Source organism: Achromobacter sp. HZ01, from assembly GCF_003267925.1.
Classification (GTDB): Bacteria; Pseudomonadota; Gammaproteobacteria; order Burkholderiales; family Burkholderiaceae_B; genus Achromobacter; species Achromobacter pulmonis_A.
The window spans coordinates 558588-572195 of the sequence record NZ_LWKV01000001.1 but is presented as its reverse complement, the minus strand read 5'-3'; the positions used below and the strand labels follow the sequence as shown (position 1 = coordinate 572195).

Here is a 13608-nt window from a genome sequence, read left to right as displayed (position 1 = left end):
GGTCACAGCCTCTCGATTTCACGGGTGCCGAACAGGCCGTAGGGCCTGGCCATCAGCACCACCACCAGCACGATGAAAGTGGCCAGCAGCTTGTACTCGCCGCCCAGGTAGGCGCCGGCCCAGGCCTCCAGCAGCCCGATGAACACGCCGCCCACCAGGGCGCCGGCCACGCTGTCCAGCCCGCCCACGATCACCACCACCAGCACCGACAGGCCGAACACGCCCATCGACGACGAGATCCCGCCGATCGCGCCCACGATCACGCCGGACACCGCGGCGATGGCGCCGGCGGCCACCCAGGCCAGCGAAAACACGCGCGGCACGTTGATGCCCATCGCATACGCCGCGCCCTGGTCCGACGCCGTGGCGCGCAGCGCCACCCCGCCGCGCCAGTAGCGGAACACGACCAGCACCAGCAGCGCCAGCGCCACGGCCACCCAGAACCCGTAGAACACCTTGGGCGCCACGAAGGCCTCGCCCACCATCACGGGCGCGCGCGGCATGAATTCCGGCAGGCGCCGCTGGTCGGCCGTCCAGATCAGCTCCACCACGCCCACCAGGATGGACGCCAGTCCCACCGTGATCATGAACACCGAGATCGGCGATTCGCCCAGCATGGGCCTGATGGTCAGCCGCTCGACCAGCGCGCCGAACACACCCGAGGCCAGCACCGCGCCGGCGATGGCCAGCCATATCGGCCAGTCCATGCCCGCGGCGAACGCATAGAACAGATAGGCGCCCAGCATCAGGAATTCGCCGATGGCGATGTTGACCACCCGCGTGGCCTTGTAGACGATGACGAACGCCAGCGCCGCCAGCGCGTACAGCCCGCCGCTGCCCAGCCCGGCCAGCGAGACCTCCAGGAAGAACAGCATGTCCATCAGGCCGCCTCCCGCAGCCGGCGGCGCAGATCGCCCACGTCGCCCGCGCCCAGGTAGGCCTGGATGACCTGCGGATCGGCCTGCACCTGCGCCGGCGTGCCGTCGGCGATGACCTGGCCGAAGTTCAGCACCACCACGTGGTCCGACAGGTCCATCACCATGCCCATGTCGTGCTCCACCATCAGCACCGTCACGCCCCACTCGGCGCGCGCGTCCAGGATGAAGCGCGCCATGTCGTCGGTCTCTTCGCGGTTCATGCCGGCCACCGGCTCATCCAGCATCAGCACCTTGGGGTTCATGGCCAGCGCGCGCGCCAGCTCCACGCGCTTTTGCAGGCCGTACGACAGCGCCGCCACCGGCGCGTGGCGGATGTGGTCGATCTCCAGGAAATCGATGATGCGTTCTTCGATATCGGCGCGCAGCGCCATCTCTTCGCGACGCGCCCGGCCCAGGTAGAAAAGCGCGTCCAGCACGTTGCTGCGCAGATGGGCATGGCGGCCCAGCTTGATGTTGTCCAGCACCGTCATGCCGCGAAAAAGCGCGATGTTCTGGAAGCTGCGGGCCAGGCCCAGCCTGGCACGCTCCGGCGCCGCCACGCGCGTGATGTCGCGCCCCAGGAAGCGGATCTGTCCCGCCGAGGGCTTGTAGAAACCGGAAATGGTGTTGAACAGCGAGGTCTTGCCGGCGCCGTTCGGGCCGATGACCGTGGTGATGGAGCCGGGCTCCACGCGGAACCCCACGTCCGTGAGCGCCTTGACCCCGCCAAACGACAGCGTGACGCCATCGACCTCCAGCAACGGAGGGCTGTCCGACCGATCCACCATTTGTCTCCCCGCTTTCGATGCGAAGTTTTTATCGGTTGTCGGCGTCAGTCTGGCGAACCCGCGAGGCAGGCGATGCAGCGAACCTGTCTTTACCCACGCCAGTACAGCGCCGGAAAATCGTTCAATGCTTCGTTCAATGCGTTACGCTAAGCGTGCTCAAAACAAAACCAAGCAAGCGCTCGGTTCAGACCATAGCATCGCGTTTTTTGGATCGACAGCTGGTATTTACCCGATAACGGAGACTCCCCCATGACCCCTGCACTTCCGGCCCTGCGGACGCTGCTTCTGGAAACCGACGGCGCCATCGCGACGGTGACGCTCAACCGCGCCGACGCGCTCAACGCCATCGACGTGGCCATGGCCCGCGACCTGCAGCAGGCGGCCCAATGGCTGGAAGCCCGCGACGACGTCCGCGTGGTGCTGCTGCGGGCCGCGGGCAAGGCGTTCTGCGCCGGCGGCGACATCTCCATGTTCGAAGGCGAGCCCGCGCACGTGCGGGCCACGCTGCTGGACCTGTTCACGCCGCTCAACGATTTCGTCGCCCGCGTCGCGCGCATGGACAAGCTGTGGCTGGCCCAGGTGCATGGCATCGCCGCCGGCGCCGGCCTGTCGCTGGTGCTGGCCTGCGACCTGGCCATCGCCGCGGCCGATGCGCGCTTCCTGACCGCCTACCTGAAACTCGGCGCCACGCCGGACGCCGGCATGACGCATGGCCTGACCCGGGTGCTGGGCGCGCGCCGCGCGCTGGACCTGCTGCTGCGTCCCGACCCCTTCGGCGCGGCCGAGGCGCTGGCCTGGGGCATCGTCACCCGCACCGCGCCCGCCGGGGATCTGGCCGAAGCGGCGCGGGCCTACGCCGGCGCCCTGGCCGCGAACGCCCCGCACGGCATCGCCGGCGCCAAGGCGCTGCTGCGCGCTGCCGAACACGCCCCGCTGGAAACCCAGCTGGCCGAAGAGACCGCGCGGTTCCTGGACTCGGCCTCGCGCGCCGATTTCGCCGAAGGCGTGCAGGCCTTCCGCGAGAAACGGCCGCCAACATTCAGCGGCAGATAAAGCACAAGGAAAACTAGACGACGCGCTTTTCGACCGCCTGCGCCCAGCGCCGCGCCACCGTCGGCGAGGTGGCGCAGGTGGCCGATTCCGTCACCACACGCACCGCGCGTTCGAGCAGCTGGATGTCGGCCTCGTGCTGGCGCGCCACGTGCGGGTCTTCGAAGAAGATCACGCGCTGGCACTGGTGTTCCAGCACCAGCTCGGCGATCTGCGCGTCGCCGCCCAGCGGGCCGCTCAGGTAGCGGTGCACCCAGGGCGTGTCCTTGGGCCAGCCGCGCGACCAGGCCAGCTCGTTGAGGCGCCCGCCCGTGGTGCCCGTGGCCACGCGGCGCGCAAAGCGCGACAGCACGTCGAAGTGCTCGGCCGCGAACGCCACCATTTCGTCCTTCAGGGCGTCGTGGGCGATCAGCGCCAGGGTCTGGCCGGTGAAGTTGAACAGGCGCGAGACCGAAGCGTCCGGCGCCAGCCCGGCGTGCACGCGCTCGACCTCCATCCATTCGATGGCGCCGGCCAGCGTCGAGATGAACGGCCGGCCATGCGTGATGCACTGGCGCTTCAAGGCCAGCGCCTCGGGAAAAATCGAAGACGGGTCGACCGGATCGATCAGGTAGATCGCGCCGTCGAACGGCGCGTCGCCGTCGCGGCCCTCGGTGACCCGGGCCACCAGCTTCATCAGGCCGCCCTCGCGGCCATAGGGATAGCGGATCAGGCCGCTATAGCCCTGCAGCATGCCTTCGCGCACGATGGCGTCGTGCGTGCGGCCCACGGTGTGCAGCTGCACGCCCAGTTCGCGGATGGTGGACGAGCAGGCGCGCAGCCAGCTGAACAGGGCGGCGTCGGGAGTTTCGTGGTGGAGCCGGTTGGCGGCCAGGCCAAAGCGCAATTGGGCAGCGGGCATCGATAGACTCGGGCAAAAGAAACGGCGGAGATACCGATGATACCGTGGCCCGCATTACCTGCCGGCGAAAAAAAAGCTCCTCAGGGGGAGCTTGTCCGAAGCCGGCCTTCAGTCGGCTTCGTCGATCCAGGCCATCTGGATGGCCTCCAGGATTTTCTCGCCGCAATGGGCGGGATCGTCGCTGAAACCCGGCAAGGCCAGGACCCATTCGCGCAGCTGCACGAAGCGCAGCGTCTTGGGGTCCACGTCCGGATACGCATCGGCCAGCGCGGCGGCGATCTCGTAGGTGTCGGTCCACTTCATCAATGGCCCTCTTTCGCGTGGTTGATGGTGTACTTGGGAATCTCGACCGTCAGGTCGGCGTCCGCCACCAGCGCCTGGCACGACAGGCGCGAGGTCGGGGTCAGGCCCCAGGCCTTGTCCAGCAGATCCTCTTCGTCGTCGGTGGCGTCCTCGAGCGAAGCATAACCCTGCTTGACCACCACGTGACAGGTGGTGCAGGCGCACGACAGTTCGCAGGCGTGCTCGATGTCGATGTGGTTGTCCAGCAGCACGCGGCAGATCGACACGCCCTTGGGCGCGTCTTCGATCACGGCGCCTTCCGGGCAGTAATCGGGATGAGGCAATACGGTCAGTTTCGGCATAACGTGTTATCAGGCGATCTCATCTAGTTTGCGGCCGGCCAGCGCGGCGCGGATGCTGCGGTCCATGCGGCGCGCCGCGAACTCGTCGGTCGCCGCCGCCAGGGCCTGCACCGCGTCCTTCACGGTATCGGCGTCGGTCGCGTCCTGCGCCGCGGTGGCGGCCTGCAGGCACTCGTCCACGCGCTTGCGCTCTTCGGCGTCCAGCAGGTCGCCGTCCACGGCCAGCGCGGCCTGCACGGATTCCACCAGCTGGCGGGCATCGACTTGCTGCTCGCGCAGCATGCGGGCCTGCGCGTCGGAATCGGCCTGCGCCACGCTGTCGGCCAGCATCTGCGCGATTTCCTCGTCCGACAGGCCGTAGGACGGCTTGACCGACACCATGGCCTCGACGCCCTGGCTTTGCTCGCGGGCGGTCACGCTCAACAGCCCGTCGGCGTCCACCTGGAAGGTCACGCGGATGCGCGCCGCGCCCGCCACCATGGGCGGAATGCCGCGCAGCTCGAAGCGCGCCAGCGAGCGCGAATCGGCGACCAGGTCGCGCTCGCCCTGCACCACGTGGATGCTCATGGCGGTCTGGCCGTCCTTGAAGGTGGTGAATTCCTGGGCGCGCGCCACCGGAATGGTGCTGTTGCGCGGGATCACGCGCTCCACCAGGCCACCCATGGTTTCCAGTCCCAGCGACAGCGGGATCACATCCAGCAGCAGCCAGTCCTCGCCCGGAGCGCGGTTGCCGGCCAGCAGGTTGGCCTGCAGCGCCGCGCCCAGCGCCACCACCTGGTCGGGGTCCAGGTCGGTCAGGGGCGTGGTGCCGAACAGCTGCCCCACCGCCGCGCGCACCACCGGCATGCGGGTCGCGCCGCCCACCATCACCACGCCGCGCACGTCGGCCGGCGCGAGCGCGGCGTCGCGCAGCGCGCGCCGGGCGCAGTCCAGGGTGCGTTCGATCAGGGGCCGGGCCAGGGTTTCGAATTCGGCGCGGGTCAGCGCCGCGTCCAGCTTGCGGCCGTCCGACAGCGCCAGCTGCACACGGGCCTCGTCGGCATCGGACAGCGCTTCGCGCGCCGCGCGCGCGGCCATCAGCAGGCCGCGCCGGTCCGACGGCGTCAGCTCGCCGCCGGCGGCCAGTCCGGCCAGGGCGCGGTCGGCGATCAGGGAGTCGAAATCGTCGCCGCCCAGCGCCGTGTCGCCGCCCGTGGCGATCACTTCGAACACGCCCTGGGTCAGGCGCAGGATGGAAATGTCGAAGGTGCCGCCGCCCAGGTCGTACACCGCGTACACGCCCTCGGCCGCATGATCCAGGCCGTAGGCGATGGCCGCCGCGGTCGGCTCGTTGAGCAGGCGCAGCACGTTCAACCCGGCCAGGCGGGCCGCGTCGCGAGTGGCCTGGCGCTGGGCGTCGTCGAAGTACGCGGGCACCGTGATGACGGCGCCCACCAGGTCGTCGCCCAGCACGTCTTCGGCGCGCTGGCGCAACACCGCCAGGATCTGCGCCGACACCTCGACCGGGCTCAGGTCGCCCTGCACCGTGCGAATGCGCACCATGCCGGGCGCGTCCACGAATTCGTAGGGCGCGCGCATGGCCTGGGCCTCCGCCAGCGAACGGCCCATGAAGCGCTTGACCGACACCACGGTGTTGTGGGGGTCCTGCGCCTGCTGGGCCAGCGGCTCGCGGCCCGTGGTGACCTTGCCGTCGGGGAAATAGCGCACGGCCGACGGTAGCAGGGCCTGGCCCTGCGCATCCGTCAGCACTTCGGCGACGCTGCTGCGCACCGCCGCGACGAGGGAATTGGTCGTGCCCAGGTCGATCCCGACCGCCAGCTTGCGCTGGTGCGGCGCGGGCGATTCACCGGGTTCGGATATCTGCAATAAGGCCATGTGATTCGGTTCTTCTGATCTGTGGGCGGCGGCGCGGCCGCGCGCCTTGGGCTATCCGGCGGGCTGGGCTTCTGCCAGTTCCTGCGCCAGCTTCTCCACGAACATCCATTCCCGCACCTTGGCGCCGGCCGCGGCGTAGTCGCGCTCCTGGTCCAGCAGGCGGGCGAGCGTGGCGTGCATGGAAGCGCGCGCCTGCTCCAGCTCGGCCTGCAAGGCGGCCAGGGCGGCTGCGTCGCCGCGCGCATCGTCCAGCATCTCGCGCCAGGTCATCTGCTGCATCAGGAAGGCGCCGTCCATGGAGGTGTTGCTTTCGGTCTGCAGGTCCACGCCGGCCTGTTCGCACAGGTAGCGGGCCCGCAGCAGCGGGTCGCGCAGCTGGCGGTAGGCCTCGTTGGCGCGCGCCGCCCATTGCATGGCGACGCGGCGTTCGGCCGGACTGGCGGTGGCGTAACGGTCGGGGTGCACCTGGGCGGCGACGGCGCGCCACGCGCTTTCCAGCGCCCGGGCGTCGAGGTCGAAGCGTGCCGGCAAGCCGAACAGGCTGAAGTGGTCGTCTCCAGCCAAGACTACACCGTGAACGACTCGCCGCAGCCGCAGGTCGCCTTCTCGTTGGGGTTGCGGAACTTGAAGCCTTCGTTCAGGCCTTCGCGGGCGTAGTCGAGCTCGGTGCCGTCGAGGTAGGACAGGCTCTTGGGATCGACGAAAACCTTCACGCCGAAGCTCTCGAACACCTGGTCCTCGGGCGCCGCGTCGTCCACGTACTCGAGCTTGTAGGCCATGCCGGAGCAGCCCGTGGTCCTAACGCCGAGCCGCAAGCCGATACCCTTTCCGCGCTTCTGCAGGTAGCGGCCGATATGGGTGGCGGCCTGTTGGGTCAGGGTAACGGACATGTTCAGCTCGCCACGGTTTCGGCCGCAACCGAATGCTTTTCTTTGTAGTTCTGCACCGCCGCCTTGATCGCGTCTTCGGCCAGGATGGAACAGTGCACCTTCACCGGCGGCAGGGCCAGCTCTTCGGCGATCTGCGTGTTGCGGATCTTCATGGCCTCGTCGAGCGTCTTGCCCTTGACCCATTCCGTCACCAGCGAGCTGGAGGCGATGGCCGAGCCGCAGCCGTAGGTCTTGAAGCGCGCGTCTTCGATCACGCCGGCTTCGTTGACCTTGATCTGCAGCTTCATGACGTCGCCACAGGCCGGCGCGCCGACCATGCCGGTGCCCACCGATTCGTCCGACTTGTCGAACGAGCCGACGTTGCGGGGGTTTTCGTAGTGATCCAGAACTTTGGTGCTGTAAGACATGCTATTTCTCCACGGATTTCTTGGCGCGGGCGCTTAGTGCGCGGCCCACTGCACGGTGTTCAAGTCGATGCCTTCCTTGGCCATTTCCCACAGCGGCGACATATCGCGCAGCTTGCCGACGCGGCTCTTGATGAGCTCGACGGCGAAGTCGACTTCCTGCTCGGTGGTGAAGCGGCCCAGCGTGAAACGGATCGAGCTGTGCGCCAGCTCGTCGTTGCGGCCCAGGGCGCGCAGCACGTAGGACGGTTCCAGGCTGGCCGAGGTGCAGGCCGAGCCGCTGGAGACGGCCAGTTCCTTGATCGCCATGATCAGGGACTCGCCTTCGACATAGTTGAAGCTGACGTTCAGGTTGTGCGGCACGCGCTGGTCCATGTCGCCGTTCAGGTAGACCTCTTCGATCTGCGACAGGCCTTTCCAGAGGCGGTCGCGCAACATGCGGATGCGCTCGTTCTCGGTGCCCATTTCCTCGCGGGCCAGGCGGAAGGCCTCGCCCATGCCGACGATCTGGTGGGTGGCCAGCGTGCCCGAGCGGAAACCGCGCTCATGGCCGCCGCCGTGCATCTGCGCTTCGATGCGGATGCGCGGCTTGCGGCGCACGTACAGGGCGCCGATGCCCTTAGGGCCGTAGGTCTTGTGGGCCGAGAACGACATCAGGTCCACCTTGAGCTTCTGCAGGTCGATTTCCACCTTGCCGGTGGCCTGCGCGGCGTCGACGTGGAAGATGATGCCCTTCTCGCGGCAGATTTCGCCCAGGGTTTCCACGTCCTGGATCACGCCGATTTCGTTGTTCACCATCATCACGGACACCAGCACGGTGTCGGGGCGCAGCGCGGCCTTGAAGGTGTCCAGGTCGATCAGGCCGTTGTCCTTGACGTCCAGGTAGGTCACTTCGAAGCCCTGGCGCTCCAGCTCGCGACAGGTATCGAGCACGGCCTTGTGCTCGGTCTTGACGGTGATGATGTGCTTGCCGCGCTCGGAGTAGAAGTTCGCGGCGCCCTTGATGGCCAGGTTGTCGGATTCCGTGGCGCCGGAGGTCCAGACGATTTCGCGCGGGTCGGCGTTGACCAGCTTGGCGACTTCTTCGCGGGCGCGCTCGACGGCCTCTTCCGACTCCCAGCCGAACGCGTGGCTGCGCGAAGCCGGGTTGCCGAAGTTGTCGTACAGCCAGGGCACCATCTTTTCAACGACGCGGGGATCGACGGGCGTCGTGGCGGAATAGTCCAGATAGATCGGGCGGGTGGTCATTTCTACAACTCCTACTACTTATACGGTGGCATTGGCGGCGACGGTCGCGGTCGGGGCATTGGCGGCGTTGGCGCCCCCCACCCGGTTGACGCGGACTGCGCAGGCCTGTGCCTGATTGTTGGCTTCCTGCAGCTGGCGCACGCGCTGCTGATCGACCAGATCCTGCAGCGACACCGAGTCCAGGTAATCGACCATCTTGCGGTTGAGCGTGGCCCAGAGTTCGTGCGTCATGCACTTGCCCGGCTTGCCGTCGTTGCCGCTGGTACAGTCGCGCTTGCCGCCGCAGCTGGTGGCGTCCAGCGGCTCGTCGACGGCGAAGATGATGTCGGCGACGGTCACGTTGCGCGCCAGGCGGGCCAGCGAATAGCCGCCGCCCGGGCCGCGCACGCTGTCCACGAGCTCGTGGCGGCGCAGCTTGCCGAACAGCTGTTCCAGGTAGGACAACGAGATATTCTGACGCTGGCTGATGGCCGCAAGCGTGACCGGACCGCTATGCTGCCGCATAGCCAGGTCGATCATGGCAGTCACGGCGAAACGCCCTTTGGTAGTTAGCCGCATGGTAGGTTCCCAGTGATTCGGCAACGGCCGCCGGCGAATCCAGCGGCCAATACCCGAGTAATTGGCTCAAGTATAGCCTAATCCCGACTAATTTGGTATGGCACCGGCCTAGAAAAAACCGCGCATATGCGCGGCTTTTTCATTGCCAGGCACTTCCGGGAACCGCACACAGGCGGTTCCGAGTACGGAATCAGGCTGCCTGGTACTGGGTTGCGCGCTTGCGCACCAGTTCGAGCACACCCTGACAGGCGTCTTCGAGGTAGTCCAGAACCTTGCCGAAACCGTCGGCGCCGCCATAGTAGGGATCGGGCACGGTGGCCTCTTCGAACTCGTTGGCAAAGCGCATCAGCAGCATCAGCTTGTGCTGGTAGGCCTTGGGGCACTGCTGCTGCATGGCCGAGAGGTTGTCCCAGTCCATGGCGAGGATCAGGTCGAAATCGCGGAAATCTTCCGCGGTGACCTGACGCGCTTCGCAGTGCGTGATCTCGTAGCCGCGCTTGCGCGCTGCGGCCTGCGCCCGGGCATCAGGCGCCTCGCCGATGTGAAACGCGTGCGTGCCCGCGGAGTCGATGCGAACCACATCGCTCAAACCCGCGTCATTCACCAAATGGCGAAACACGCCCTCTGCGCTCGGCGAGCGACAGATATTGCCCATGCAAACGAAAAGTACCTTGGTCATCATGGGTGTAAGTGTGCGGGAAAACCCGAGATAAGGCAAGTTTTTTTTGCGTTTGCGTAAATGGCTCAGGGCAAATATGTCCCCATCACTTTTTCATATGATTCAATGGCTTACATCAACAATCAAAAGCAATGCTTGAACTCCGGGGCGGGATAATCGACGGCGCCGCAGGCGGGCGATTGCAACGCAACAGATCGGCGGCCTATTCAGCAAGGTGTCAGCAAAAAGACACAACAAGATACGTCAGACGGCGCCGTCCAGCAGCACCCGCTGTTTCAGCGCGGTCAGGGCGTCGCGCGCCGCCGCGGCCTGCTCGAATTCCAGGTTGCGGGCGTGGTCCATCATCAGCTTTTCCAGGCGCTTGATTTCGCGCGCCATGGCCTTTTCGTCCTTCATGAATTCGGCCGGCACCGCCGCTTCCAGCGCGTCGTGCTGGGTCGGCGCGACGATGCCGTCGATGAGCTCGCGCACCGCCTTCTGCACGCCGCGCGCCGTGATGCCGTGGTCCTCGTTGAACTGCAGCTGCTTGTTGCGGCGGCGGCCGGTTTCCTCGATGGCGCGCTGCATCGAATCGGTGATGCGGTCGGCATAGAGGATGGCGTGGCCGTTCAGGTTGCGCGCGGCCCGCCCGATGGTCTGGATCAGGCTGCGCTCGGAACGCAGGAAACCCTCTTTGTCGGCGTCCAGGATGGCGACCAGCGACACTTCGGGAATGTCCAGGCCTTCGCGCAGCAGGTTGATCCCCACCAGCACGTCGAAGGTGCCCAGGCGCAGGTCGCGGATGATCTCCACCCGCTCGACCGTGTCGATGTCGGAGTGCAGGTAGCGCACCCGCACGCCGTGCTCGCTCAGGAAGTCCGTCAGGTCCTCGGCCATGCGCTTGGTCAGGGTGGTGACCAGCACCCGTTCGCTGCGCGCCACGCGTTCCTTGATCCGGCCCAGCAGGTCGTCGACCTGGGTGCGCGCCGGAAGCACCTCGACCAGCGGATCGACCAGGCCGGTGGGACGCACCACCTGCTCGACGACGTTGTCGGCGTGCTCTTTCTCGTAGGCGGCCGGCGTGGCCGAGACGAATACGCACTGGCGCATGCGGGCCTCGAACTCCTCCAGCCGCAGCGGCCGGTTGTCCAGCGCCGAGGGCAGCCGGAACCCGTACTGCACCAGCGTCTCCTTGCGCGAGCGGTCGCCGCGGTACATGCCGCCCAGCTGGCCGATGGTGACGTGGCTTTCGTCGATGAACATGAGCGCGTCGGCCGGCAGGTAGTCGATCAGGGTGGGCGGCGGCTCGCCCGGGGCGGCGCCCGACAGGTGGCGCGAGTAGTTCTCGATGCCCTTGCAGAAGCCCAGCTCCTGCAGCATCTCCAGGTCGAAGCGGGTGCGCTGCTCCAGGCGCTGGGCCTCGACCAGGTGGCCGTCGTCGGTGAAGCGCCTGACGCGTTCGCGCAGCTCTTCCTTGATGGTCTCGATGGCGCGCAGCACGGTGTCGCGCGGCGTTACGTAGTGCGAGCCGGGATAGACGGTGAAGCGCGGCAGCTTCTGGCGGATGCGGCCGGTCAGGGGGTCGAAGAGCTCCAGGCTTTCGACCTCGTCGTCGAACAGCGTCAGGCGCAGCGCCAGCTCGGGGCTTTCGGCCGGAAAGATGTCGATGGTCTCGCCGCGCACGCGGAAGGTGCCGCGCGTGAAATCGGCGTCGTTGCGGGTGTACTGCATGGCGACCAGGCGCGCCAGGATCTCGCGCCGCGAGATCTGGTCGCCGGCGCGCAGGATCAGCACCATCGCGTGGTAGTCGCCAGGATTGCCGATACCGTAGATACACGACACCGTGCCCACGATGATGGTGTCGCGGCGCTCCAGCAGGCTCTTGGTGGCCGACAGCCGCATCTGCTCGATGTGCTCGTTGATGGAGGAGTCTTTCTCGATGAACAGGTCGCGCGTCGGCACGTAGGCCTCGGGCTGGTAGTAGTCGTAGTACGAGACGAAGTACTCGACCGCGTTCTTCGGGAAGAACTCGCGCATCTCGGCGTAGAGCTGCGCGGCCAGCGTCTTGTTGGGGGCCAGCACCAGCGCGGGCCGGCCCAGGCGCGCGATGACGTTGGCCATGGTGTAGGTCTTGCCCGAACCGGTCACGCCCAGGAGCGTCTGGAACATCAGGCCGTCTTCGACGCCCTGGACCAGGCCGTCGATGGCGGCGGGCTGGTCGCCGGCCGGCGGATATGGCTGGTACAGGTGAAACGGGCTGCCCGGAAAGTCGATGAAGCCGCCGCCGGCAACGGCTGGCACGCCATCGTCCCCGGCGACGACGGCTTCCACGCTCGGGTCTATTGTGGGCTTAGGCATGCTAGACTCTTCCAGGGTAAACCCCCCATTATCCACAGCACCCCGGACTGCGTCCACCCACCTCATCAGACTCCCATGAGCACCCTTTTCGATTCCGTCGAACTCGCGCCGCGCGACCCCATTCTTGGCCTGAACGAACAATACAACGCCGACACGCGTCCCGGTAAAGTCAATCTGGGCGTGGGCGTGTACTACGACGACGAGGGCCGCATCCCCCTGCTGGGCGCGGTGCGCAAGGCTGAAACCGCCCGCATCGAGGCCGCCGCGGCCCGCGGCTACCTGCCGATCGAAGGTATCGCCGGTTACAACGCCGGCGCGCAGGCCCTGCTGCTGGGCAAGGATTCCGCGCTGGCCGCCGCCGGCCGCGTGCTGACCACCCAGGCCCTGGGCGGCACGGGCGCGCTGAAGATCGGCGCCGACTTCCTGCGCCAGCTGCTGCCCTCTTCCAAGGTCCTGATCAGCAACCCGAGCTGGGAAAACCACCGCGCGCTGTTCGAGCGCGCCGGTTTCGAAGTCGGCACCTACGCCTACTACGACGCCGCCACCCGCGGCCTGGACTTCGACGCCATGCTGGCCGACCTGAAGGCCGCTCCGGCCAAGACCGTGGTCGTGCTGCACGCCTGCTGCCACAACCCCACCGGCGTGGACCCCACCATGGACCAGTGGAAGCAGATCGCCGCCGTGGTCAAGGAAAACAATCTGGTGCCGTTCCTGGACATCGCCTACCAGGGCTTCGGCGACGGCCTGACGGAAGACGCCGCGGTCGTGCGCATGTTCGCCGACCTGGACCTGACCATGTTCATCAGCTCCTCGTTCTCGAAGTCGTTCTCGCTGTACGGCGAGCGCGTCGGCGCGCTGACGGTCGTGGCCGGCAGCAAGGACGAAGCCGCCCGCGTGCTGAGCCAGCTCAAGCGCGTGATCCGCACCAACTACTCCAACCCGCCCACCCACGGCGGCACGGTGGTGTCCACGGTGCTGAACACGCCCGAACTGTTCGCCATGTGGGAACAGGAACTGGCCGGCATGCGCGACCGCATCCGCCTGATGCGCAAGCAGCTGGTCGAGAAGATCCAGGAACACGGCGGCAAGCAGGACTTCAGCTTCGTGCTGCGCCAGCGCGGCATGTTCTCGTACTCGGGCCTGACCGCCGCCCAGGTGGACCGCCTGCGCGAAGAGCATGGCGTCTACGCCGTGTCCAGCGGCCGCATCTGCGTGGCCGCGCTCAACAGCGGCAACATCGACAAGGTCGCCAAGAGCATCGCCGCGGTGCTGTAAACGGCCCGCCATCCGGCCTCAAACGGGACCCGCGGGTCCCGT

15 protein-coding genes are annotated in these 13608 nt (G+C 67.1%); 2 read left to right on the top strand and 13 right to left on the bottom strand.

Features of this window, described 5'->3' with window-relative positions; translation table 11 throughout:
* Positions 1-2: 2 nt before the first annotated feature.
* The gene (locus A6B37_RS02750; protein ID WP_111824821.1) at positions 3-881 is read right to left on the bottom strand and encodes a branched-chain amino acid ABC transporter permease; all 879 of its coding nucleotides are present in this window, start codon (positions 879-881) and stop codon (positions 3-5) included.
* Positions 881-1705 (bottom strand): ABC transporter ATP-binding protein, encoded by an 825-nt coding sequence (locus A6B37_RS02745; protein WP_168202104.1) that lies wholly within the window; start codon positions 1703-1705, stop codon positions 881-883. Before A6B37_RS02745 ends, A6B37_RS02750 begins: the two co-directional genes overlap by 1 nt.
* Before the next feature lie 249 nt (positions 1706-1954).
* Here A6B37_RS02745 and A6B37_RS02740 point away from each other — a divergent pair, with 249 nt between their 5' ends.
* Positions 1955-2758, top strand: coding sequence for an enoyl-CoA hydratase-related protein (locus A6B37_RS02740; RefSeq protein WP_111824820.1), 804 nt, complete (start codon positions 1955-1957; stop codon positions 2756-2758).
* A 13-nt stretch (positions 2759-2771) separates the two neighbouring features.
* Here the strand turns inward: A6B37_RS02740 and A6B37_RS02735 are convergent, their stop codons facing one another.
* From A6B37_RS02735 to uvrB, 11 genes are all read right to left on the bottom strand, one after another.
* Complete coding sequence (locus tag A6B37_RS02735; protein WP_102772082.1) at positions 2772-3656, bottom strand: methylglyoxal synthase; 885 nt, start codon at positions 3654-3656, stop codon at positions 2772-2774.
* 108 nt (positions 3657-3764) lie between these two features.
* Positions 3765-3959, bottom strand: coding sequence for a Fe-S cluster assembly protein IscX (gene iscX, locus A6B37_RS02730; protein WP_111824819.1), 195 nt, complete (start codon positions 3957-3959; stop codon positions 3765-3767).
* Positions 3959-4300: an ISC system 2Fe-2S type ferredoxin gene (fdx, locus tag A6B37_RS02725; protein WP_102772084.1), complete on the bottom strand. Its 342-nt coding sequence runs from the start codon at positions 4298-4300 to the stop codon at positions 3959-3961. Before fdx ends, iscX begins: the two co-directional genes overlap by 1 nt.
* Before the next feature lie 9 nt (positions 4301-4309).
* Positions 4310-6175 carry a Fe-S protein assembly chaperone HscA gene (gene hscA, locus A6B37_RS02720; RefSeq protein WP_111824818.1) on the bottom strand — a complete coding sequence of 622 codons (1866 nt, stop codon included), beginning with the start codon at positions 6173-6175 and terminating at the stop codon, positions 4310-4312.
* Positions 6176-6226: 51 nt separating this feature from the next.
* Complete coding sequence (hscB, locus tag A6B37_RS02715) at positions 6227-6739, bottom strand: Fe-S protein assembly co-chaperone HscB (RefSeq protein WP_102772086.1); 513 nt, start codon at positions 6737-6739, stop codon at positions 6227-6229.
* 2 nt (positions 6740-6741) lie between these two features.
* A complete protein-coding gene (gene iscA / locus A6B37_RS02710) occupies positions 6742-7065 on the bottom strand; it encodes an iron-sulfur cluster assembly protein IscA (protein ID WP_102772087.1) in 324 nt (107 codons plus the stop codon).
* A gap of 2 nt (positions 7066-7067) precedes the next feature.
* Complete coding sequence (gene iscU, locus A6B37_RS02705; protein WP_102772088.1) at positions 7068-7472, bottom strand: Fe-S cluster assembly scaffold IscU; 405 nt, start codon at positions 7470-7472, stop codon at positions 7068-7070.
* Between the two features lie 33 nt (positions 7473-7505).
* Entirely contained in the window at positions 7506-8717 is a 1212-nt protein-coding gene (locus A6B37_RS02700; protein WP_102772089.1) for an IscS subfamily cysteine desulfurase, read from the bottom strand.
* 18 nt (positions 8718-8735) lie between these two features.
* A complete protein-coding gene (iscR, locus tag A6B37_RS02695; RefSeq protein WP_062682794.1) occupies positions 8736-9275 on the bottom strand; it encodes a Fe-S cluster assembly transcriptional regulator IscR in 540 nt (179 codons plus the stop codon).
* Between the two features lie 190 nt (positions 9276-9465).
* Positions 9466-9957: a low molecular weight protein-tyrosine-phosphatase gene (locus A6B37_RS02690; protein WP_042794076.1), complete on the bottom strand. Its 492-nt coding sequence runs from the start codon at positions 9955-9957 to the stop codon at positions 9466-9468.
* A 240-nt stretch (positions 9958-10197) separates the two neighbouring features.
* Entirely contained in the window at positions 10198-12291 is a 2094-nt protein-coding gene (uvrB, locus tag A6B37_RS02685) for an excinuclease ABC subunit UvrB (protein WP_246842352.1), read from the bottom strand.
* A 75-nt stretch (positions 12292-12366) separates the two neighbouring features.
* Here uvrB and A6B37_RS02680 point away from each other — a divergent pair, with 75 nt between their 5' ends.
* Complete coding sequence (locus A6B37_RS02680; protein WP_102772090.1) at positions 12367-13566, top strand: amino acid aminotransferase; 1200 nt, start codon at positions 12367-12369, stop codon at positions 13564-13566.
* The last annotated feature ends 42 nt before the right edge of the window (positions 13567-13608 follow it).

Coding starts and splice junctions, on each gene's coding strand:
- A6B37_RS02750 (WP_111824821.1), bottom strand. CDS start 881: ATGGACATGCTGTTCTTCCTGGAGGTCTCGCTGGCCGGGCTGGGCAGC.
- A6B37_RS02745 (WP_168202104.1), bottom strand. CDS start 1,705: ATGGTGGATCGGTCGGACAGCCCTCCGTTGCTGGAGGTCGATGGCGTC.
- A6B37_RS02740 (WP_111824820.1), top strand. CDS start 1,955: ATGACCCCTGCACTTCCGGCCCTGCGGACGCTGCTTCTGGAAACCGAC.
- A6B37_RS02735 (WP_102772082.1), bottom strand. CDS start 3,656: ATGCCCGCTGCCCAATTGCGCTTTGGCCTGGCCGCCAACCGGCTCCAC.
- iscX (WP_111824819.1), bottom strand. CDS start 3,959: ATGAAGTGGACCGACACCTACGAGATCGCCGCCGCGCTGGCCGATGCG.
- fdx (WP_102772084.1), bottom strand. CDS start 4,300: ATGCCGAAACTGACCGTATTGCCTCATCCCGATTACTGCCCGGAAGGC.
- hscA (WP_111824818.1), bottom strand. CDS start 6,175: ATGGCCTTATTGCAGATATCCGAACCCGGTGAATCGCCCGCGCCGCAC.
- iscA (WP_102772087.1), bottom strand. CDS start 7,065: ATGTCCGTTACCCTGACCCAACAGGCCGCCACCCATATCGGCCGCTAC.
- iscU (WP_102772088.1), bottom strand. CDS start 7,472: ATGTCTTACAGCACCAAAGTTCTGGATCACTACGAAAACCCCCGCAAC.
- A6B37_RS02700 (WP_102772089.1), bottom strand. CDS start 8,717: ATGACCACCCGCCCGATCTATCTGGACTATTCCGCCACGACGCCCGTC.
- iscR (WP_062682794.1), bottom strand. CDS start 9,275: ATGCGGCTAACTACCAAAGGGCGTTTCGCCGTGACTGCCATGATCGAC.
- A6B37_RS02690 (WP_042794076.1), bottom strand. CDS start 9,957: ATGATGACCAAGGTACTTTTCGTTTGCATGGGCAATATCTGTCGCTCG.
- uvrB (WP_246842352.1), bottom strand. CDS start 12,291: ATGCCTAAGCCCACAATAGACCCGAGCGTGGAAGCCGTCGTCGCCGGG.
- A6B37_RS02680 (WP_102772090.1), top strand. CDS start 12,367: ATGAGCACCCTTTTCGATTCCGTCGAACTCGCGCCGCGCGACCCCATT.